Annotated in this window: 21 protein-coding genes; 7 read left to right on the forward strand and 14 right to left on the reverse strand. The window is 70.4% G+C overall.

Features of this window, described 5'->3' with window-relative positions; all coding sequences use genetic code 11:
• Nucleotides 1–14: 14 nt before the first annotated feature.
• The gene (locus tag C5B97_RS03050; protein ID WP_258067881.1) at nt 15–674 is read left to right on the forward strand and encodes a dihydrofolate reductase family protein; all 660 of its coding nucleotides are present in this window, start codon (nt 15–17) and stop codon (nt 672–674) included.
• 218 nt (nt 675–892) lie between these two features.
• On the opposite strand, the gene C5B97_RS03055 is transcribed toward C5B97_RS03050, so the two are convergent.
• Nucleotides 893–3,460 carry an MMPL family transporter gene (locus C5B97_RS03055; protein ID WP_104310724.1) on the reverse strand — a complete coding sequence of 856 codons (2,568 nt, stop codon included), beginning with the start codon at nt 3,458–3,460 and terminating at the stop codon, nt 893–895.
• Between the two features lie 136 nt (nt 3,461–3,596).
• Between C5B97_RS03055 and C5B97_RS03060 the strand changes: the two genes are divergently transcribed.
• On the forward strand, nt 3,597–4,238 hold the full coding sequence (locus C5B97_RS03060; protein ID WP_104310689.1) for a TetR/AcrR family transcriptional regulator: 642 nt from the start codon (nt 3,597–3,599) through the stop codon (nt 4,236–4,238).
• 299 nt (nt 4,239–4,537) lie between these two features.
• Here the strand turns inward: C5B97_RS03060 and C5B97_RS03065 are convergent, their stop codons facing one another.
• From C5B97_RS03065 to C5B97_RS03100, 8 genes are all read right to left on the reverse strand, one after another.
• A complete protein-coding gene (locus C5B97_RS03065; RefSeq protein ID WP_258067882.1) occupies nt 4,538–5,641 on the reverse strand; it encodes an alpha/beta fold hydrolase in 1,104 nt (367 codons plus the stop codon).
• A 27-nt stretch (nt 5,642–5,668) separates the two neighbouring features.
• Complete coding sequence (locus C5B97_RS03070; protein ID WP_104310690.1) at nt 5,669–6,208, reverse strand: histidine phosphatase family protein; 540 nt, start codon at nt 6,206–6,208, stop codon at nt 5,669–5,671.
• Entirely contained in the window at nt 6,205–7,764 is a 1,560-nt protein-coding gene (locus C5B97_RS03075) for an ABC transporter ATP-binding protein (RefSeq protein ID WP_104310691.1), read from the reverse strand. Before C5B97_RS03075 ends, C5B97_RS03070 begins: the two co-directional genes overlap by 4 nt.
• A 55-nt stretch (nt 7,765–7,819) precedes the next feature.
• On the reverse strand, nt 7,820–9,511 hold the full coding sequence (locus tag C5B97_RS03080) for an iron ABC transporter permease (protein ID WP_181026886.1): 1,692 nt from the start codon (nt 9,509–9,511) through the stop codon (nt 7,820–7,822).
• Between the two features lie 19 nt (nt 9,512–9,530).
• Nucleotides 9,531–10,574, reverse strand: a complete 1,044-nt coding sequence (locus C5B97_RS03085; RefSeq protein WP_104310692.1) for an ABC transporter substrate-binding protein — start codon at nt 10,572–10,574, stop codon at nt 9,531–9,533.
• A 33-nt stretch (nt 10,575–10,607) separates the two neighbouring features.
• Nucleotides 10,608–11,600 carry a metallophosphoesterase gene (locus C5B97_RS03090; RefSeq protein ID WP_104310693.1) on the reverse strand — a complete coding sequence of 331 codons (993 nt, stop codon included), beginning with the start codon at nt 11,598–11,600 and terminating at the stop codon, nt 10,608–10,610.
• On the reverse strand, nt 11,597–12,352 hold the full coding sequence (locus C5B97_RS03095) for a tyrosine-protein phosphatase (protein WP_181026887.1): 756 nt from the start codon (nt 12,350–12,352) through the stop codon (nt 11,597–11,599). Before C5B97_RS03095 ends, C5B97_RS03090 begins: the two co-directional genes overlap by 4 nt.
• A gap of 388 nt (nt 12,353–12,740) precedes the next feature.
• Nucleotides 12,741–13,640: a MurR/RpiR family transcriptional regulator gene (locus C5B97_RS03100; protein ID WP_104310695.1), complete on the reverse strand. Its 900-nt coding sequence runs from the start codon at nt 13,638–13,640 to the stop codon at nt 12,741–12,743.
• A 39-nt stretch (nt 13,641–13,679) separates the two neighbouring features.
• Here C5B97_RS03100 and C5B97_RS03105 point away from each other — a divergent pair, with 39 nt between their 5' ends.
• On the forward strand, nt 13,680–14,660 hold the full coding sequence (locus C5B97_RS03105; protein ID WP_104310696.1) for an NAD(P)H-quinone oxidoreductase: 981 nt from the start codon (nt 13,680–13,682) through the stop codon (nt 14,658–14,660).
• Between the two features lie 97 nt (nt 14,661–14,757).
• Here C5B97_RS03105 and C5B97_RS03110 read toward each other — a convergent pair whose 3' ends face one another.
• Entirely contained in the window at nt 14,758–15,222 is a 465-nt protein-coding gene (locus C5B97_RS03110) for a hypothetical protein (protein ID WP_104310727.1), read from the reverse strand.
• Nucleotides 15,223–15,381: 159 nt separating this feature from the next.
• On the opposite strand from C5B97_RS03110, the gene C5B97_RS03115 reads away from it, so the two are divergent.
• Both C5B97_RS03115 and C5B97_RS03120 read left to right on the forward strand, forming a co-directional pair.
• Nucleotides 15,382–16,002, forward strand: coding sequence for a DJ-1/PfpI family protein (locus C5B97_RS03115; protein ID WP_104310697.1), 621 nt, complete (start codon nt 15,382–15,384; stop codon nt 16,000–16,002).
• Entirely contained in the window at nt 16,002–16,229 is a 228-nt protein-coding gene (locus tag C5B97_RS03120) for a DUF1272 domain-containing protein (protein WP_104310698.1), read from the forward strand. Before C5B97_RS03115 ends, C5B97_RS03120 begins: the two co-directional genes overlap by 1 nt.
• Nucleotides 16,230–16,308: 79 nt before the next feature.
• Here C5B97_RS03120 and C5B97_RS03125 read toward each other — a convergent pair whose 3' ends face one another.
• Nucleotides 16,309–17,358 carry a 2,3-butanediol dehydrogenase gene (locus C5B97_RS03125; protein ID WP_104310699.1) on the reverse strand — a complete coding sequence of 350 codons (1,050 nt, stop codon included), beginning with the start codon at nt 17,356–17,358 and terminating at the stop codon, nt 16,309–16,311.
• On the reverse strand, nt 17,355–18,191 hold the full coding sequence (locus C5B97_RS03130) for an SDR family NAD(P)-dependent oxidoreductase (RefSeq protein ID WP_104310700.1): 837 nt from the start codon (nt 18,189–18,191) through the stop codon (nt 17,355–17,357). The genes C5B97_RS03125 and C5B97_RS03130 overlap by 4 nt, the downstream gene beginning before the upstream one ends.
• A gap of 114 nt (nt 18,192–18,305) precedes the next feature.
• Between C5B97_RS03130 and C5B97_RS03135 the strand changes: the two genes are divergently transcribed.
• Together C5B97_RS03135 and C5B97_RS03140 are read left to right on the forward strand one after the other, a co-directional pair.
• Entirely contained in the window at nt 18,306–18,920 is a 615-nt protein-coding gene (locus C5B97_RS03135) for a TetR/AcrR family transcriptional regulator (protein WP_104310701.1), read from the forward strand.
• Nucleotides 18,921–19,035: 115 nt separating this feature from the next.
• Entirely contained in the window at nt 19,036–20,340 is a 1,305-nt protein-coding gene (locus tag C5B97_RS03140) for an FAD/NAD(P)-binding oxidoreductase (protein WP_104310702.1), read from the forward strand.
• A gap of 65 nt (nt 20,341–20,405) precedes the next feature.
• Here the strand turns inward: C5B97_RS03140 and C5B97_RS03145 are convergent, their stop codons facing one another.
• The gene (locus tag C5B97_RS03145) at nt 20,406–20,720 is read right to left on the reverse strand and encodes a heavy metal-binding domain-containing protein (RefSeq protein ID WP_104310703.1); all 315 of its coding nucleotides are present in this window, start codon (nt 20,718–20,720) and stop codon (nt 20,406–20,408) included.
• 115 nt (nt 20,721–20,835) lie between these two features.
• Nucleotides 20,836–21,414, reverse strand: a complete 579-nt coding sequence (locus C5B97_RS03150; protein WP_104310704.1) for a hypothetical protein — start codon at nt 21,412–21,414, stop codon at nt 20,836–20,838.
• Between the last annotated feature and the right edge of the window lie 44 nt (nt 21,415–21,458).

Consider the following 21,458-nt stretch of genomic DNA (forward strand, 5'->3'; position numbering starts at 1 on the left):
CAAGCAGCACGCTCATGAGTGCGATCAAGGGAGACGCCATGGCCGGCCAGATCATCATCGACCTCTTCACGACGCTGGACGGGGTGCAGCAAGCTCCGGGCGGTCCGGAGGAAGACCCGGAGGGTGGGTTCAGGTTCGGGGGTTGGCAGGGGCCGCTCATCGATGAGGTGGACGGCGAGCAGGTGAACGCAGGCATTCAGAGCATGGATGCGCTGCTGCTGGGCCGCAAGACGTACGACATCTTCGCGGCGTATTGGCCGCGATACGCGGCCGGTCCGTCGGACAGCATCGCGTCGGTGTTCAATAGCATCCCGAAGTACGTGGCGTCGCGCGGCAACCCAGAACTCCCGTGGGCGACGTCACACCTTGTGGGGCCGCACCTGGCGACCGAGGTGGCCGCGCTCCGGGGGCGGCACTCGAGCATCCACGTGGTCGGGAGCGTCGACTTCGCACAGGCGCTGGTGCGGGAGGGGCTCTTCGACGTGCTGAACCTGTGGGTCTATCCCGTCGTGCTGGGGTCCGGGAAGCGCCTCTTCCCCGACGACGGGCCACCCCTCGGGTTGACGCTCCTCGAGCCGCCCGTCGCGTCCCCGAAGGGCACCGTCCTCCTCAAATACGGACCAGGCGGGCCCGTGGAGACGGCCGACATGGACGAGGCTCTCCGCGAGCGCTGACCGGCCCCGACCGCCGTTTGGGTATCGAGGTCGGGGATCGGGAACGGGAACGGGAGCACAGCCGCTCCCGCCTCGACCTCGACCACGACCTCGTTTGCACCGACGACCACAACCACGGTTGCACCGACGACTGCAGGCGTAACTACGACGAACCGCCGCCCCGGATTTCGAGGCAGCGGTTCGCCGTAGACGCAATTCAGCTGTGCCTCGTCCGCGCCTCAGTGCACGGGGTGCTTGCGCTCCAGCGCGGCCCCTTCGACGTCGACGTTCGGCATGATCTTGTCGAGCCACTTCGGCAGCCACCACGCTGACCTGCCGAGGAGGTGCATGAGCGACGGCATGATGAGCATGCGCACGATGAACGCGTCGAGCAGCACACCGAACGCGAGCCCGAACCCGATCGAACGGATCATGGTCGACTCGGCGAACACGAACCCGCCGAACACCGACACCATGATGAGCGCCGCCGCGATGACGACAGCCCGGCCTGCGCGGAAGCCCTGCACGACCGCGACCCTCGCCTCCGCCCCGTGCACGTACGCTTCGCGCATCCCGGACGCGAGGAACAGCTGGTAGTCCATGGCGAGCCCGAAGAGGATGCCCACGAGGATGACCGGCAGGAAGCTCAGGATGGGGCCCGTCGCGTGCAGCCCGATGAGGTCAGCGAACCAACCCCACTGGAAGACGGCAACCACGGCACCGTACGTCGCGAACAGCGACAGGATGAACCCGCCCGTCGCGATGAGCGGCACGAGGATCGACCGGAACACGAGGATCATGATGAGCAGCGACAACCCGACCACGAGGGCGATGTAGAGCGGCAGCACCGAGTTGAGACCCTCGGAGATATCGATATTGATCGCCGCCTGACCCGCGACGCCGAGCGTGATGCCGTCCTCGATCTCCGGCAGCGCACGCAGCTCACCGACCAGCTGCTCCGTGGAGACGCTGTTCGGCCCCTCCGCCGGAATCACCTGGAACGCCGTGAGGCTCTTGTTGTCAGAAACCCCGATCGGGGCGACCGCCGTCACGTCCTCGAGCGACGCGAGCTTCTCCGCGACCAGCACCTGCTTGTCGAGCACTCCAGCATCATCGAGCCCCTCGGGCAACGTCGCCGTCACGAGCAGCGGACCAGTCGTGCCCGCCCCGAACTGCTCCTCCGTGATCGTGAACGCCTGATACGACGCTGACTCCTCAGGTTCCGACGACCCATCCGGCAGCCCGACCCTCATGGAGAGCGCAGGGATAGCGATCGTCAGCAGCACGGCAACGCCCGCGAACACGGTGACGATGGCCCGCCACGTCGGCATCGCCTTCAGCGGTGCAGCGTGCGCGGCACGCACCTGACCCGTCACGACCCCGACACCGCCAGTTGCGGTGCCGCCGGCCTCGCCAACCCCGCCGCCCGTGCCGTGCAGCTTGCGGATGTGCGCCCGCCGCCGCTTGTTCAGCACCCGCATCCCGAGCTTGCCGAGCAGCGCAGGCGTGAGGGTCACCGCGATGAGCACCGCGATGAGCACGCACACCGCGCCGGCCGTGCCCATGAGGCCGAGGAACGGGATGCCCGTCACGTTGAGAGCAAGCAGGGCGACGATGACCGTCGCACCCGCGAACACCACCGCGTTGCCGGCGGTGCCGTTCGCGAGGCCGATCGACTCGCGCACCTCCATGCCCTGCATGAGCTGCTTGCGGTGCCGGTTCACGATGAACAGCGAGTAGTCGATGCCCACCGCGAGCCCCAGCATGATGCCGAGAACCGGGGTGACCGACGCCATCTGCACGACCCCGGAGAACGCGAGCACGCTGACGACGCCGATCGCGACGCCCACGAGCGCCGTGAGGATGGGGAGGGATGCGGCAAGCGCCGACCCCAGCAGCACCAGCAGCACGATGGCCGCGAAGACGAGGCCAACCGCCTCGCCGATGCCGAAGATCTGCGGCACGCTCTGGGCGATGTCCGTGGAGAACGCCACGTTGACACCGTCGACGGGGTGCGCCTCGAAGTACTCGATGACGCCCTGCTTCGCTTCCTCGCTCAGCTCCAGGCGAGGCTCCGTGAACGACACGTTCACGATCGCCGTCGAGCCGTCCTCCGAGACGAGGCTGATGCCGTCCGACAGCTCCACGAGCGTCGCGCCGTTCTCCAGCTGCTGCAGCTGCGTGTCGATCTCAGCCTGCGATGCATCCAACGTCGCCTGCTGCTCGGCGAGCGCCTGCACCTGTGCGTCCAGCTGCGCCTGCTGCCCCGCGAGGGCCTCGACCTGCGGCGCCGGGTTGCCCGCCGCCTCGAGCTGCTGCTTCGCGGCATCCAGCTGCGCCTGCGCGGCATCCAGCTGGGCTTTTCCTGCATCGAGCTGCGCCTGGCCCGCGTCAAGCTGCGTCTGACCCTCGGCGATCTGCGTACGACCGCTCTCGACCTGCGCCGCCTGCCCCTCGAGCTCGGCGGTCGCCGAGAACGGGTCGATGACGTCGGCCACGTCGGCGAGGTCGCCGCGATCCGCGATGACCGCGCTGATCTCCGCGCGCTGCGCGTCCGTGAGCGCCGACCCGTCCGCCGTCGAATAGACGACGGTGCCGGATGCGCCCGCGAAGTCGGGCAGCTGCTCCTCGAGGTCCGAGATGACCTCCCCGGATGCCGTGCCTGGCACGTCGAAGCTCGACGTGAGGCCCTTGAACCCGATCAGGAACCCACCGACGGCGAGCCCGAGGATGACCAGCCAGGCCCCCACGACGACCCACACTCGGCGGGTCGCGAAGTTCCCCAGGCGGTACAGCAGTTCGGCCATCAGCATCCTCTCGGCGCACAAGATCGTGCGCGCTCGTTCGTGGTGGCGCTCGAGCCCAAACCGTCCGCTTGAGGGAGCGCCGCCCTAGATCATACGCAACGTCTCGTCTACGCAGTTTGTGAATATGATGGCGGGCATGCCAGAGCAAGCCGCAGATGCTTCAGAGCAAGCCCCAGGCGTCGACGAGCGCGCCGCTTCCGGCCACCGACAGGGCCCGGTGCGCAGCGAAGCCGCCAGGGTCGCGGTGCTTGAGGCCACCTCGAAGCTGTTCGCCGAGCGCGGCTACGAGCGCCTCACCATGGAGGGTGTCGCCGCAGAGGCGGGCGTCTCGAAGCAGACCATCTACCGCTGGTGGCCCTCGAAGGGCGCGCTTGTCTCCGACTGCCTCCTGCAGGGGCAGCTCTTCCCGAACCGCTTCACCGTGCCGAACTCGGGTGAGCTGCGCCACGACCTCACGGCCTGGCTCAGCGCCGTTCTCGCGCTCCTCGGTCAGCCGCAGGGCGAGCTGCTCGTCCGCTCGCTGATCGCCGCATCCGTCGAGAACGCCGACATCGGCCGGCGCTTGCACGAAAGCCTCGGCGCGAGCCACTCCCTCACCGAACGGTTCGAGATCGCCATCGCCGATGGCGAGCTGGCAGCGGATGCACGGCTCGAGGAGATCGGTGAGGCCATCATCGGCGCGCTCCTCCTCCGCGCGCTGAGCCGCACCGAGTCGAGCGACGAAAGTCTCCAGCGCCTCCTCGACGCGGTGCTCGGACCGGCTCAGCCAAGCGGCTGACGGCACAACGACTGACGCCGAAGGACAAACAGCCAAGGGCAAACGGATGCGGCTGACGGCGTATCAGGCCACACCGACAGGCAAGGGAGTGAGGTGCAAGCCTCAGGCTTTAGACCTCGGGCATCGGGCGCCAGGCGCCAAACGTCAGGTGCCAAACCGGGTCAAGCCAGGTGGCAGGCCTCAGATGCCAGGCCACGTGCCCGGCCCGGTCAGGCCAAGTCAGGCCCGGCCAAGTCAGGTCAGGTCAGGTCAGGCCCGGTCAGGTCAGGTCAGGTCAGGTCAAGTAAGGTCAGGCCCGGTCAGGCATGATCCTGGCTCTGTCGACCCTCCGACTGGCTTCCACCATTGGGGTCGGCTTCAGCGGAATCGGCTTCGGCAGCGCCGAACGCCTCGAGCTGGGCTTGGAAGTGCTCCGTCTTCGCCTCGGCGATGTCCTGCGGGCGGTTGTCGGCGCTTGCGAAGAACTCGTTCCACCGCGAGCGCAGCACCTGCAGCACCAGTCGGGGTGTGACGTGCACCCTGCGGTTGCGCGCTTCCTCGTCGGCGACCTGCACGAGCTTGCCCGCCGCGGCGTCGGCGGCGAGATCCTGCCCGGCACCCTCCGCGCTTCGCGTGTCGAAGGGTTCCCGCGCGTGGTCCACGCAGAGCTCGGCGACACCCTTCGCGTGGTCGTACATGACGGAGTGCGCGGCGCCCTCGATCTCCCACGTGGATGCTCGAGGCAGCAGCCCGGCCATCTCGCGCAGCCAGGAGCGCGGCACGAGCGAGTCGTGCTCGCCCCTGATGATGAGCGTGTGCGCCTGGATGTGGGGCAGCACGTCCTCGATCCGGTAGCGCATCATGCGCGGCAGCACGGCGGAGAACCAGCGGAACCCGCACAGCAGGTAGGCGCCGACAGCCAGCATCGCGACCCTGAACGGCTCGTGCGCCGACGACTCGAGGAACCGGAACGCCAGCTTCAGCAGCGACCGCTCGCGGGGGTTCGTGACGGGGCCGATGAGCACCAGCGTGCTCAGCTCGGGGCGCTGCGAGGCGAGCTCGGCCACCACCTGGGTGCCCATCGAATGGCCGACGAGGACGGGGTCGACGAGCCCCAGCTCGTCGATGACGGTGCCGACCACAGCTGCGTAACGCTGGATGCTCATGGGCCGCTTCGGGTACGGCACGCCCGCGAAACCGGGCAGGTCGAGGGCGTGCACCGGCCCGAACTCCCCGAGCCCGGGTGCGAGGTTCTCGTAGTAGTTCGAGGCGACGCCGATGCCCGCGACGAGCACAAACGCCCGGTCGCCGTCGGCTCCGATCGTCGACACCCGCGCCCGAACCTCCCCGTGGCGGATGTACCTGACCTGGACGTGCTGGCCAGCGAGGTCAGAGGCGGAGGCCGGTCGGGAAGCGGGAGACACGGCATCAACTGTAGCCAGGGGCGCCCGTCACTCCCCCAGGAAGCGCGCCGTCGGCCGACGCCCAGCGCCGGGCTCGAGCAGCACGACCTGCCCGTTCAGGATGCGAGGGCACACGCCACCCGTGATCGCTTCGATCCCCGCCCTCAGGAAGACGCCGTGGCTCACGACCACCGCAGTCCCGGGCGCCTCGAGGAGGGCGCCGAGGGCGCTGCCAGCTCGCCTCCCCAGCTCAACTGCCGACTCCGAGCCCGGGTAGTCGCCAGACGGCCATCGCTCTGCGGCCTCGGCCACCCGCATCCCCTCAGCCTCCCCGAAGTCGCGCTCGAGCAGGCCGGGTTCCACGACAGGATCGGGGGCGCCGAGGTGCGAGCCCACGATCGCCGCGGTCTGCGCCGCACGGGCAAGGGGCGAGGTGACCACCCGGCCCCACTGCGCGCGGGCGAGGAGCCGGCCCGCGGCTTCCGCCTGCGCCGCCCCGTGCGCATCGAGGGCGATGTCGCTGCGGCCCTGCAGCCGGCGTTCCAGGTTCCAGGCGGTGCGACCGTGCCGCACCAGCGCGAGCGTCATGCCCCCGACCCCGAGGAGCCGGCAACGCCGACTGCGAGTTCCGGCGCGCCAGCCGGGGCCGGACCGGCAGTCGGCCCGGTCACTTCCGAGCGAGTCGCCGACGGGGAGGATGCATCGACACCACCCGCTGATGCGCGAACTCCGGAGCTGGAGTCAGGAGCCGCGGATGCTCGGACTCCGGAGCTGGAGTCAGCAGCTGCGGATGTGCGGACTCCGGACCCCGAGTCGGCAGCCGCGGGACCCGCAACCGCAGCCGTGACATCTGCGCTAACACCAGCACTAGCGCCAGCCCCGAGATCAGCGCCAACACCAGCACCGTAGATCCGTGCTCTCGCGACGCGGACCGTGACCCGGTCGCCGACCTTCGGCCGAACGCCGCGGGTCCGCGCGCGCAACCGCAGGCCAGCCCAGTCGAGGACGAGGTCGCTGCCCTCCGGTGTGAAGAGCGCCGACCTGACCGTCGCGTCACCCGCGAGGTCTGCCTCGCCTGTATCGCTTGCCTCGCCTGACTGACAGGAGACGCCCTCACGCAGGACATCGCCTACCCCGACTGCGTGGGCCGACTGGCCTGGAACATCCGTCGGGCCCGCGACCGTCGCACCGACCGCAGCACCGACCGCAGCCCTGCCCACAACCGAGCCCGCAACCGTGCCCACGATCTCCACCTCGACGTCGCTCGGGAGGATGGCCGCCTGAACCGGACCGCGGCTTTCCTGCTGGTGCCCCTCGAGCCCGCCCCGGTCCACGCGCAGCGGGTGCGCATCCGCCGCGAAACCCGCCCCGTCGACTGCGCCGTCGACCGCCCCGCCAACTGTGCCGTCCACGATGGTCGCGTCGGACAGGAACTTCGCGATGAACGGCGACGCGGGACGCGTCACGAGCTCCTCCGGGGTGCCGAGCTGCTGGATGCGCCCGCCGTCGAGCACCGCCACGCGATCGGCGAGGGCCAGCGCTTCGGAGCGGTCGTGGGTGACGTGCACCACCGTCAGGCCGAGCTCGCGCGTGAGCGTGTGCAGCTCGAGCCTGAGGCTGTCGCGCAGCGGCTCGTCGAGCGCGGAGAGGGCCTCGTCGAGCAGTAGCACCCGCGGCCTCCCGACGAGCGCGCGGGCGATCGCGACCCGCTGCCGCTGACCGCCCGAGAGCGTCGCCGGATCGCGCTTCGCAGAGCCGTCCAGGCCGACCATCTCGAGCGCCTCATCGACGCGGCGACGGCGCTCGGGCTTCGAGACACGGGCGCGGCGCAGCGGGTAGTCGACGTTGCGGCCGACGTTCCAATGCGGCCAGACGGCGTGCTGCTGGAACACCATGCCGAGCTCCCTGGCCTCCGGTGGCACCACGGATCCCCCGCCGGCGACGACCCGCTCGCCGATGCTCACACGCCCCGACGTGGGGGCCTGGAAACCGGCGATCGTGCGCAGCAGCGTCGTCTTGCCCGACCCGGACGGGCCGACGAGCGCCAGGAACTCGCCATCGCGGAGCGCGAGGTCGATGTCGTCGAGGCCGACGGTGCCGCTCGGGAAGCGGACGGAGACTGAGTCGAGAGTGACGGATGCCACGGTGTTTCCTTCCAGGATGGTGATGCAGAGAGAAGGTCGAGGTGAGCGCCGACCGCTACTTCGGCGCCCTCGTCGCGACGCCGATGACGGTGACGCCGAGGAGCGCCACGATGAGCGACAGCGCTGCGGCGGTGTTGAACGCCCCGGCCTGCTGGAGGTTGAAGATCGCGACGCCGAGCGTCTGCGATCCGGGAGAGAGGAGCAGCACGGACAGCGTCAGCTCGCGCACCGCGGTGACGGCGACGAGGACCGCACCGGAGATCGCAGCGGGCGCCGCCATGCGGCTGGAGATGTCGACGAGCGCGCGCATCCGCCCCGCTCCCCCGATCCTCGCGGCCTCCTCGGCACTCGCCGGGGTGCTCGCAAGCGGCGCCGCCACGGCCTGCACGACGAGCGCCGTGAACGAGGTGACGTAGGCGCAGAGAATCAGCCATGGCGTGTTGAAGAGCCCGATGTGGGGTGCCAGCACGAGCCACGCGACGGCGATGACGATGCCGGGAACCGCCTGCGGCAGCATGGCGAGCGCGCGGAGGGGCCCGCTGCCGCGCATCCGAGTTCGGGTGACGAGCACCGCGATGCCGAGCCCGAGGAACCCGCAGATGAGTGCCGCGAGCACCGCGAGCATGACCGAGTTCGTGGCGCCCTGGATCGCGTTCGCGGAGGTGACGGCCTTCACGACGTTGTCGAGCGTGAGGTTCTCGGGCGCCAGGGCGAGCCCCGGCGCGCGGAGCAGCGACTGCTGCAGCAGCGCGAGCAACGGCAGCACGGTGACGGTGAGCACCAGCACCCAGGTCACGATGGACGCGGGAATGCGCGCCCGCCCGAGCGGCAGGAGTTGCGGCGCGGACGACGACGAGTCGAGCTCCCAACGGCTCTTGCCGATGAGGAAGTCGACGACCAGCGCCGCGAGCGCAAGCAGCAGCAGCACGACCCCGATCGTCGCGACGACCGCAAGCGGCTCATCCACGGTCCCCGACTGCAGGTAGCGGTAGACGAGCGTCGCGAGGGTCGTGTACTGCTCGGGCAGTCCGATGATCGAGGGGATGCCGAAGTCGGCGAGGTTGCCGACCGCGATGAGCACGAACGACGACAGCAGGGCGGGCCGAAGAAGGGGAACGGTGATCGTGAACACGCTGCGGGCGGGGCTCGCCCCGGCGATGCGCGCGGCCTGCTCGAGGTCGGACGGCACGCGGCGCAGGGCGGCCGAGACGATGAGCATCGCGATGGGGTAGCTGTGCACGGTGAGGAGCAGGATGACGCCGTCCGCGCCGTAGATCGACCACAGCGGACCGCCGAACGCCTGCGACCACCAGAGGTTCACGGGGCTCGTCGGCCCGGCGATGCCGAGCCACGCGATCGCGCCGACAAACGGGGGCACGAGCAGCGGGGTGAGCGCGAGGAGCCGCAGGCCGCGGCGTCCCGCCAGGTCGGTGCGGTCGAGCAGCACCGCGAGCGCCGTGCCGATCACCACGGCGCCGAGCGCGGATGCGCCCGCCGACACGAGGCTGTTCGTCGCGGCCTCGACGACGTCGCCCTGCCAGAGGACGTGCAGCTGCGAGCCGCCGGCGGCGAGCACGAGGATCGCGCCGATCGGCACGAGCACAAACGCGGCGACCGCGACCCAGAGGGCAAGCGACAGGCCGTGGACCCCATCCAGCCAGGAACGCGCAGTCTTCCGGACCGCCGCCGAGGCGGCACCGCTGCGTTCAGCGGCACCGCCCCGGGGTGTTGTGAGGGTTGCGGTCATGAGAGGAGCAGCGCCGTCATCAGAGGAACAGCGTGCGGAACTTCTCGACGGCCGCATCCTGGCTGGCGCGGATGGTCTCGAGCTCCGGGGAGAGGATCGTGATCTCGTCCATGGAGGGAGCACCCTCTGGAGTTCCGACGTCCTCGCGAACGGGCAGGTACGACTGGCTGACGGCAAGCTCCTGGCCGTCAGCGCTCACGAGGAAGTCGACGAACGCCTTCGACGCGCCCGCCTCCTGGGTGTCGGCGAAGATGCCGACGGGCTGCGACACGTAGGGCACGCCCTCGGTCGGGTAGGACACCGCGATCGGCGAGCCCTGGGCGGCGAGCTCGCGCGCCAGGTAGTCGACGACGATGCCCACGGGCTGTGCGCCCGTCGCGATGGCCTGCGAGACGGGGCCGTTGCTGTCCGCGATGACGGGCTTGTTGGCGGCGAGCTTCGTCATCCACTCCTCACCGAGCGCTGGCTCGTCGAGCCAGACGGCGGCGTTGTAGGCGGCCGCGCCGGATACGTCCGGGTTCGGCATGACCAGCTTGTTCGCGTACTCGGCGTCGGTGAGCTCAGCCCATGACGTCGGCGGCTCGCTGACGAGGCCCGTGTTGTAGGCGATGACGGTCGGGATGATGCGCGTGCCCGTGTAGTAGCCCTCCGGGTCGACGATGTCCTGGTTGAGCGACTCGACGTCGGCCGGCGAGTACTGCAGCAGCAGATCGTCGGCCGCGTAGTCCTCGAACGTTCCGGCGTCTGCCGCGAGGAAGACGTCGGCCTGCACGCCGCCGGAGGCCTGCTCGGTCGCGACTCGCGTCGTGAGGTCGCCCGTGCCCGCCCGGAACACCTCGACGGTGACCTGCGGGTGCACCTCGTTGAAGGCGGCGACAAGCGCATCCGCCTTCTCCTGCGGCTCTGACGTGTAGAGGGTGATGGTGGCGGCTTCCAGCGTGGACTCCGCCGATGGGCTGGCGTCACCGCTGGCGGCGGTGCTGGGGGAGCTTGCGCAGCCCGCGAGGAGGACCCCGGCGAGGCCGAAGGCCGCGAGCGCGGCTGGGGTACGGAAAGAGTTCATGATGACCTAACTGTTCGAGGAGAGCGGGTCTGTTCAGGAGGAGACAGGTGAAGGTTGAGACGTGGTGGGGGTGGGGGTGAGAGTGAAGAGCAGGGCCGGATGCTCGACGCCGACGCTGGAGGTGCTGACGCCGTCCGCGCCGAGGTGCACCAGCGAGAACATCGAGCGGTCGAAGCCGCTCACCGTCCCTGGCTCGGCGTCCATGACCTGGTGGTAGGCGAGCGCCGGCCCCGCAGAGACGTGCACGCCGCGCATCGTGGCGGACAGCGGATGGTGGAAGTGCCCGCACAGGATCGCGCGAACGTCGGTGCCCTCGACGATGTCGAGGAAGTCTGCGGCGTCGCGGAGGCCCGCCCGCGCCAGCATCGGCAGCGGCGACCCGAGCGGCGGGTGGTGCATGACGACAACCGTCCCCGAGGGCGCGAGGGAGCTGGAGCTGCCAGTGCCAGTGCCGGTGCCGGTGCCGGTGCCGGTGCCGGTGCCGGCAGGCAACCTCAGCTCGGCGTCGAGCCACGCGAGCTGCTCCGCCCCCAGCGTCCCCGTGGACGAGTCCAGCAAGACGAAGCGCCACGCACCGACCCGCACGGCGCGGGGCGAGGCGTCCTCCGCGCGCGCACCCACCGACGCCCGATGACCGGGGAGGATGCGAGCGGCGGCCCTCTCGTCGTGGTTGCCGAGCACCGAGAGCACTGGCACACCCCACGAATCCTCCAGCTCGAGGAGGGCGTCGCGAAGGGCCGGGTAGGCGGCCGCGTTCCCGCGCTCGATGAGGTCTCCGCTGATGACGATCGCATCGGGTTCGAGACCCGCGGCGCGCGCGTAGTCGCTCGCCGCGCGCATCCGCGTGATGCCGTCGACAACCCCGTAGAGGGATGCGACAGCGGTTGCGTGCACGTCGCTCAGGTGGAGCACCGTCGTGCGACGCGACCCCGACGGGCGCGGACCGTCGGGCGTGACGCGACCCGCGGGGTGGACGAGGTCGGCAGGATGGGCGAGGTCGACGGGATGCGCGAGGTCGGCAGTCATGACGCGGCCGTCGTGGTGGGCGCGACCGAGGGGGCGCGCGAAGTCGAGGAGCCCGACTCGACCGACGGGGCGAGCGCGCTCGCCGTGGTCCGGCCGGACTTGCCGCGCAGGGCGTGCACCTGATCGTCGGTGAGGCCATGCGAGCGCAGGTACGCTTCGGCGCCGCCGAGCTCACGGATGATGTCGAGTGCATGCTCGAGCGCTTCCGGCGGACTGTCGAGATGGAGGCGGAGGATCTCGTCGCGCTGATCCGACGGGTACGCGTCGGCCACGGCGAAGGCGAACGCCTCGCGGACGGAGCGGACCGCGGCCCCGGAGAGCGCATAGTCGCGCACCACGTCGGCTTCGCTTGCACCGCCCACGAGCTGCGCGAGAGCGACGACGAGCCCCGTGCGGTCCTTGCCGGCGGTGCAGTGCACGAGCACGCCGCGCTCGGCGTTGGCGAGCACGGCGACAGCCTCCGTGAGCGCCCCGCCGCGACGCCGAAGGAGCGTCTCGTAGATGTCCTCGAGACGGCCCGCGACTGGCGGTTCGCTTCCGTAGAGAGGGACCTGGCGCACCTGGACGCCGTGGGTGCGGTCACCAGACTCGGCGCGCTCCCGGAGGTCGAGGATGAGCTCGACGCCCAGCGCCCGCAGCGCTGACTCACCGTCGGCCGAGAGCGCGTCCGGGGAGCCAGCGCGCACGATCCACGGCGAGTTCGCGTCAGCTGCGCGGGCGTTGAACAGCCCGTCGATCTCGATTGCTCTCACGAGCACCTCCCGTTGCGTTTCCACCACTTGCCTCGGTTCCAAGCACCGGGGGAGCATCCGTTACACGGATTCCGTACGGCTTGGAACGTCGTTACATCGGGAGTGTGTCGAGCGAGGGTGAACGCGCGGTGACGGGCGTCGAGCGAGCGGATGAACGCCGCGAGGCGAGTTCGCGAGGCGGCGACTCAGACGTCCGCTGGCACCTGCACGACTGCCGGCAGCAGGTGGTCGCCGCAGTGCAGCAGGAGGCGGTCGCCGCAGTCCAGCAGGAGGCGGTCGCCGCAGTCCAGCAGCAGGTGGTCGCCGCAGTCCAGCAGCAGGTGGTCGCCGCAGTGCAGCCGCAGTGCAGCCGCAGGTGGTCGCCGCAGTGCAGCAGCGGGTGGTCGGCTCAGTCCTCGGAGAGCGCGTCGGCCACGACGTGGCGCATGCCGACGGCCGCGTCGTCGCCGAGCGCCTGCGCCAGCGTGGAGTGCAGCGTGTGCAGCACGACGGTGTGGCCGAGGCGCGCGAGGAACGGGTCGATGTCGTGCGCCGTTCCCGCCGGCCCCGTCGTCACGACGATGTCGGCGACCCGCCCAAGCGGCGAACGGGCGTAGCTCGTGACGAGCACCACGGTTGCCCCCTGCGCCCTGGCGGCCTCCGCCGCGCGCAGCGACTGCACGTTCGCGCCCGAGTAGCTGAGCGTCAGGCACGCGTCGCCGCTGGAGAGCGACCGCACCGCGAACTGCTGAGCGAGCGCATCCACCGGTGCCTCGACGGAGTGCCCGAGGGTGCTGAGACGCATCGCGAAGTCCTGCAGGGGCGGCCCCGAGAACCCGCTGCCGACGAGCACGATGCGCCTGGCACCGCGAAGGGCGTCGACGGCCGCGGCGATGCGTTCCGGGTCGACGCTGTCCTGCGCGAGCCGCACGGCGTCGATCGCATCGTCGAAGGTGCTCGCCTCCACCGACTGCGCCTGCTCTCGCGGCGCGAGCGGAGCGGAACGCGCGAGGTCGAGCCGCAGGTGCTGGAAGCCGCGGAACCCGAGACTCTGACACGCACGGATGACGGTGGCCGTCGACGTGCCAGCGGCGTCCGCGAGCTCAGCCGTCGACCATTCGACCACCTCGTCGGGTCGCGTCAGCACCATCTGCGCGACCTTGCGCTCGCTGGGCCCGAGGGCGGCGGATGCGGCGCGCACGCGGGCGAGCACGCTCAGCTCCGGCCGCGCCACCGAACCGCCCCGCACCGACGCGTCCTCGCGCCCCGACTCGGGAGGGAGGCCTGACGGGGTGGGGAGGCCTGACATGTGAGGGAGTATAGGGGCCCGCATGAAACACTGACCCCCATGCGCGCAATCACGGTTCCAACGCCAGGCGGGCCGGAGGCCCTCATCCTCTCCGAAGTCGACGAGCCGACCCCCGGCCCCCTCGAAGTCGTCATCGATGTGGCCGCCGCCGGCGTGAACCGCGCCGACGTCGCCCAGCGCGAAGGCAAGTACCCGTCACCGGCCGGGGCACCCGACTGGCCTGGCCTCGAAGTGAGCGGAACCGTCGTCGCCGCGGGGGCGTCCGTCACGGCCTGGAAGGTCGGCGACTACGTCGTCGCGCTCCTGCCTGGCGGCGGCTACGCCGACCGCGTCGCCGTCGACGAAGGGCTCGTGCTCCCCATGCCGAAGCGCGTCGACCTCGTCGAAGCGGCCGGCCTCCCCGAAGCCGTCGCCACCGTCTGGTCGAACCTCTTCATGAGCGCGCAGCTCAAGGCGGACGAGACCCTGCTCGTGCACGGCGGCACCAGCGGCGTCGGCACCATCGCCATCCAGCTCGCGGCCGCCCTCGGCATCACCGTCTACGCGACCGCCGGCACCGCCCAGAAGGTCGCCACGACCGAGCAGCTCGGCGCGACCCGGGGCATCAACTACCGCGACCAGGACTTCGTGGAGGTCATCGCCGACGCCACCGACGGTCGCGGCGTCGACGTGATCCTCGACCTCGTCGGCGGAGACTACCTGGCGCGCGATGTCGACGCCCTCGCCACCAACGGCCGCATCATGGTCATCGCGGCGCAGGGCGGCGACGAGGCCACCATCAACGTCGGGCGCCTCATGCAGAAGCGCGGCCGCATCTGGGGAACGACCCTCCGCTCGCGCCCACTCGAAGAGCGGCGCGAGATCATCGCCCAGGTGCGCGAGCACGTGTGGCCGCTCGTCGAAGCGGGCAAGGTGCGGCCCCTGCTCGACACCGTCGAGACCCTCGACTTCGCGCACCGGGCCCACCGGCGCATGGAGTCCGGCGAGCACGTCGGCAAGATCCTTCTCGCCGTGCGCTGACCGACGCGCTGAGCGGCGCGCCGGTCACCAGCGACAGACGGGTGCGCGCCGCCCCGAAGCTGCTGACCGACGCGCACCTGCCTTCGCCAACCGGCGCTCAGAGCAGCTGCGCGTCGATGCCCTTCCGGCGAAGCCCGTCGAGAACCTCCTCGTCGACGCCGAGAAGGGTCATCGCCGACAGGTTCGGGAAGTGGCGGGTGTCGGTGAAGTCGGCGATGTCGAAGGTCGAGTCCTCGCCGCTCCACTGCGGGGCGATCTCCATGTAGATGTCGTTCCCGCCGTCCTGGAACAGCTCCTCGACAGCCGGCGCGAACTCGGTGGGCACCGGCAGCGACCGGAAGTACTCGAGCACCTCGGGGATCGGCTCCGAGATCTCCTTCGACAGGTCCACTTCCCGGTCCACGTGCTCTTCGAGGAAATCGGTGAGCACGAACTGGGGCGTCAGCAGCTCCTGCTCGTACATCAGCTCCTGGATGACGGCGAGCTTGAAGTTGAGGTCCGCGAAGTCGATCGCGTCGCTGGGAAGGTCGCCGGCGGGCTGGGTCTCGGGGGAATCGCTCATGCGGAACATGCTGGCGGAAGCAGATGAGCGTCAGCCGAGACCGCAAAAGTGGGGTTGTGGTCGCTCCGGTCGCCACCCGACGGCCACAACTCAGCCCTCGGCGAGGCAATCCGCGGCCTCCGCTGGAAGATCCGGGCCGCGCACTGTGAGAATGGCGTCATGCCTGAAGCGAAGCGCCGCGTCACCGTCGTCCTGTTCGAGGGGTTCGAGCTCCTCGACGTGTTCGGCCCCGTCGAGCTGTTCCGCATCGACCCGTCCCTCTGCGACGTCGAGCTCATCGCCCCACAGGCCGGCCCGGTCCGCAGCTCGCAGGGCCCGGAGGTCATCGCCACGAGCGCGTTCGCCGACGCCGCGAGCCCCGACATCGTGCTTGTCCCGGGCGGGCAGGGAACGCGCCCGCTCGCCACCGACCCCGAGTTCCTGGCCTGGCTCGGGAGGTGGGCAGCGGATGCGAGGCTCGTGACCTCCGTCTGCACCGGTTCGGCGCTCCTCGCGGCGGCCGGCCTGCTCGACGGGTTCCGCGCGACCTCCAACAAGCGGGCGTTCGCGTGGGCATCATCGCAGGGCGCATCCGTCGACTGGGTGCCACAGGCCCGCTGGGTCGAGGACGGGAACCGGTGGACGTCCTCCGGCGTCGCCGCCGGCATGGACATGACGGCCGCTATCATCGCCGCGATCCACGGGCCCGAGGTCGCGACCACGCTCACCGACGCCGCCGAGCTCGAGGTGCACGCCGACGCGAGCTGGGACCCCTACGCGGTGAAGAACGGGCTCGCCTGATGGCCCTCGAGCTGCGCCCGAACTGCGAGCGCTGCGACGTCGACCTGCCCCCGCACGCCGAGGCCTACATCTGCACTTTCGAATGCACGTGGTGCCGAGACTGCGTCGGCACGTTCGCCGGTCGCGCGTGCCCGAACTGCGGCGGCAACCTGGAGCGGCGACCCGTGCGCCCGGCATCGAAGCTCGCCGCGAACCCGCCGAGCACGGTCCGCGTGCACGGCGGGTAGCGACAGGTATTGCGGGAGGGCGTAAGGAGAGCGCAGGGCAGCGCCGGGAGAGCCCCCGCACGCCGAGCCTCGCGTCTGCCTACGTGCGCACGAGCACCTTCATGCCCTCGCCCGAACGCAGGCGCTTGATGGCCCCGACCACGTCGTCGACGGGCACGTCATCCACCCAGCCGTCGGCCGTGTATCCGCCGGCCGCCATCGCCGCGATCACCGCGTCGAAGTCGCTCTGCAGGTAGGCGAGGGTGCCGACGATCGCGGTCTCCCCCATGACCAGCTGCGTCGGCAGGAAGTCCATGGGCCGCTCGTGGATGGCGACGACCACGACCCGACCGCCCGGCGTGAGGTTCGCGAGCGAGGCGGCCACGGCGGGCCCCACCCCGGCGGCGTCGAACGCGACATCCACGCCGTCCCCGCCCGTGAGCTCCGCGACGCGAGCCGACAGGTCCTCCTTGGTGGGGTCGACGAGGTTTGACGCCCCGACTCCGGCGATCGCACCCCGGCGCCCCGCACTCGGCTCCGAGACGATGACCGTCTCCACACCCTTGGCCCGCAGCGCGAACCACACGCCGATGCCGATCGGACCGGCACCCGAGATGAGCGCCGTCTGCCCCGCCTGCACACCGCTCTGCTCGACCGCGTGCCACGCGACCGCCATCGGCTCGACGAGCGCTCCGAGGCGCAGATCGACGTTCTCGGGCAGCACGTGCAGCTTCGTCGCATCCACCGTCGTGAACTCGGCCATGCCGCCGCCGTGCGACGAGAGGCCGTGGAAGCCGATCTTCGTGCACACGTTCGGCTTGCCGCGACGGCAGGCGGCGCACTCGCCGCACGCGTAGATCGGCCAGACCGCAACCCGGTCGCCGATCTGAACCGAGTCGACGCCCTCCCCGAGCTCGACCACGGTTCCCGAGAACTCGTGCCCGAGGATCTGCGGCGGCATGGACCCCGTGACGGGGTGCGGATGCTCGAAGTCGAGCCCGGAGGATTCGGGCGCGTAGTAGACGTGCAGGTCGGAGCCGCAGATGCCGGCGTACGCGCAACGCAGCTTCACCTGGCCGGGGCCGGGCGTCGGCTCGGCGACCTCCTCCACGCGAACGTCTTCCTTCGCGTGGAACACTGCCGCCTTCATGCGAGGAACTTCCGCAGGTCGGGGTAGCCGGTCGTGGACCAGGCACCGTCGACGACGAGGTTGTCGCCCGAGATGTACGAGGCGTCGTCGCTCGCGAGGAACAGGGCGGCGGATGCGATCTCCTCCGGCTGCGCTGCGCGCCGGAACGGGATGCGTTCGTCGTACGCCTCCTGCACCCCGGGGAGGTCGGTGAGGCCCTTCGTGAGCGGCGTCGCGACGAGGCCAGGCGAGACCGCGTTGACGCGGATGCCGTGCTCGCCGAGCTCGAGCGCCGCCTGCTTCGTGAGCATGACGGCGGCAGCCTTGGACGCGGTGTAGCCGACCCCGAAGTGCATCGGCACCAGCGAGTTGAGTGACGCGACGTTGACGATCGCGCCCGGCTTGCCCTCGGCGAGGAACTGCCGGGCCGCCAGGCGGGTGCCGTTGAAGGCGCTGTAGAGGTTGAGGCGGACCGTGAAGTCCCAGTCCTCGAAGGAGATGTCGGTGAGCGTGCCGGAGCGCGACCCGCCCGCGACGTTGAAGAGCGCATCCAGCGTGCCGAACTTCTCGACGGTCTCGGTGACGAGCCCCGCGAAGTCGTCCTCGTCGGTCACGTCCGTGCGGCGGCCGACGACGCTGGCGCCGAATGTCTCGCCCGTCGAGGCGACCAGCTCGGCGTTGATGTCGGCGACGACAACCGACGCGCCTTCCGCCACGAGCCGTTCCGTGATCTTCGCGCCGATGCCAGAGACCCCGCCCGTGACGATCGCGACCTTGCCGGCGAACCGGCCGGCGCTGGTCCCGGCGCTGGTCCCGGCGCTGCTCGCTGTGCTTGAGCTTGCTTCTTGTGACATTGCTCACTCCGTTCTGCCCGCCCTCGTTGGCGAGCCCCTTCACCATACGCCCGCTATCAGTCACCTGTCGGATAGTTTGCCGAGAAGGAGCCACGCACCCCATAGGGTTGGCGAATGGACCCGCGTCAGGCACGAACCCGCTCGGCCCTCCGCGCGGCGATCTACGAGCTCGCGGCCGCCCAGCCCATCGCCGACGTGAGCGTCGCCCAGGTCGCCAGGGCCGCCGGCATCACCCGCGACACGTTCTACCGTCACGCGACCACCCCGGAGCACCTCCTCGCGGACTTCCTCGGGGAAGAGATCGACGCCCTCATGGCCCCGATCGCGAACCTGCCAGCCACGAGCGGCACCGAGCTGAGCGTCTTCGACGAGCCCGAACGCGAGCTCCTCCGGCACGTCGCCCGCCACGCGCAGATCTACCTCAATGCCATGGCGCCTCGCCTCACGGGGCCCGTGCGCGACACCCTCGTCGACCGAGTCGAGGCGGGCCTCCTCACCCACCTCGAGCGGCACCCCGAGATCGCTCCGCCAGCACAGCCCGGCATCGACGACGAACGGCACCACCGCATCCTCGTCGCCTACGCCGGCAGCGGCACCGTCAGCGCCATCGAGGAGTGGCTGCGCTCGGGCGAGCTCGGCGACGTGAACGGGGACGTGGACGTGGACGCTGCAGCGCGCACCATCATCGCCGCGTCACCCGACTGGTGGCTCGGACGCTCACGTTCGTAGGCGGCATCGCCGCACCCGCTCAGTTGTTTCGCGATGGTGGCAGCAGGCTGGGAGTTGCGTGACCATGACCCGGTCGCGGCTCCCCCGACAGCGACTGGCGGATAGCGTCGCTCTGATGACCCCCACCCCGAACGGCGCCGCCCAGCCAGCACCGCAGTCAGCGACGACACCGAAGCCGACACCAAAGCAGCAGCCGACGCTCACCACCTACCGAGTGCTGGTCATCGGGGGTGGCAACGCTGGCCTGTCCGTCGCGGGCCGACTCCAGCGGGCCGGCGTCGACGACATCACCGTCGTCGAGCCGCGCGAGAACCACGTCTACCAGCCGCTCCTCTCGCACGTCGCCGGCGGCACCGCGAAGGCGAGCCAGGCCGCGCGACCGCAGGCCGACGTGATGCCGGACGGCGTGACGCTCATCCGCGACGTCGTCGCCTCGGTCGACCCGGAGACGTCGTCGCTCGTCCTCGCATCCGGTCGAAGCATAGGCTACGAGCACCTCGTCGTCTGCCCCGGCGTCGTGCAGGACTGGGATGCGATCCCCGGCCTCCAGGCCGCGCTCGACACCCCGAACGTCGCGTCCAGCTACGAGATCAGCCTCGCCCACAAGACCTCCCGGATGCTGCGCGAGCTGCGGCAGGGAACGGCCGTGTTCGTGCAGGCGCCTGAGCCCGCGTCATTCGGCGGCGCGATCCAGAAGCCCATGTACCTCGCCTGCGACTACTGGCGATCCCGGGACGTGCTCGACCGCATCCGGGTCGTGCTCGTGCTGCCGGATGCGACGCCGCTCGGCGTGCCGGCGATCGACCGCGAGCTCGAGCGCAAGATCACCGAATACGGCATCGAGGTGCGCCGCGAGGCACAGCTCACCGAGGTGCTCGGCGACGCGAAGACCGCGGTCATCGAGACCGCTGGGGAACACCGCGAGCGCATCCCCTACGACGCCCTCATCGTCGAGCCGCCGCAGCGGGCTCCCGAATGGATCGCCGAGGCCGGGCTCGCAGGCGCTGAGCTCGCCTACCCGACCCCCGAGATGAGGAGCGAACGCGGATTCGTGGACGTCGACACGCACACGATGCGGCACCACCGGTTCCCGAACGTGTGGTCGCTCGGCGATGCCGCCGTGTCGCGCAGCCAGCGCTCCGGGGGTGCGCTGAGGAAGCAGACGAAGGCGCTCGCCGAGAACCTCGTGAGCGTGCTCCGCGAACAGGCCCCGGAGAGCGACTACGACGGCTACACGGTCGCCCCCTTCACGGTGTCGCGCTCGAGCGTCGTCTTTGGGGAGTTCGACGACACCCTCAAGCAACGGCCGAGCATCCCGTTCTGGAAGGGCCTCGCCCGCGAGCGCCGCCTCACGTGGGTGTTCGACCGCCACGTGCTGCCCTGGGTCTACTGGAACCTCATCCTGAAGGGGCGGGCGTGACCCCAAAGTCTCGAGGCTGCGCGGCCCGTGACACGTAGCTCGTTCAGCCCACCAAGCCGGTGGCCTCAGCGGATGACGACGGCCGTCCCATAGGCCACGATCTCCTGAAAGTTCTGGTCGATCTCGTTCGAGTCGTACCGCATCGCGACGACGGCGTTGGCGCCTGCCGCCTCGGCTGCCGACTCGAGGCGCTTGACGGCCTCCGCGCGCGCCTGCTCGAGCTGGGTGGTGAGCCCCTTCAGCTCCCCGCCGCCGAGCGACTTGAAGCCCGCCGCGAACTGGGCACCGATGTTGCGAGAACGCACGGTGAGGCCGGAGACCTCGCCGATCACGCTCGTGATGGAGGATCCGGGAACGTCATTGGTCGTCACGATGATCATGGGCAGAGGATAGCGGGCAGAGACGCCCCGGCATAGGCGCGCGGAGACAGCCGGTCAGGTCCAGGCGTGCGGGCCGACGCTGACGTCCGACCCGTGCAGTCGTAGCCTGACCGGGCTAGGTGCGGGGCGCCCAGTCGACCCAGTCGTAGCCGACGTCGTCGCAGGCGTCATCCGCATCGTCGAGCGCGTCATCCACCGTGCCGGAGTCTGGGTCGGCGGCGTGCGTCCGCGCAGCATCCCAGATGAGCCAGTCGTCGCGGTCTGAGGCTCGCCCCGTGAACGTGAAGACGAGATCGCTGATCGCCTTCTTGACCTCCGGGTCGGCCTTCTCCGCGTCACGTGCAGCGAGCAGCTGGTCGACGGCCGCCGTGAACTGCGCCTGCTTGTCCGCATCGCCGTCGTAGCTCGCGCCATCGGCCGAGAGGGAGAACATCGCATCCGTGGCCGCGTTCGCATCCTGGCACACGAGTGCGTCGCCCTCGAGGGCGTCGGCGACCGGGAACGTCGTGGGGGCTGGCGTCGCGGGCGTCGCTACCCCCGACGAGGATGCGCCCGTTGAGGACGCGGCCGTCGAGGGCGCGCTGGGCGAACCGGAGCCTTCGGCGCCGATGCGTTCCGCGAGCGTGCATCCGCTCAGCAGCAGCGCAACAGCAAGCGCGCCGACAGCGCCGACAGCAGGTGATGATCTACGCACAGTCACGAACTCCCCCGGAGTGATCTCGAATACCGACTCCAACC

The organism is Pseudoclavibacter sp. RFBB5 (assembly GCF_002931555.1).
GTDB lineage: Bacteria > Actinomycetota > Actinomycetes > Actinomycetales > Microbacteriaceae > Pseudoclavibacter.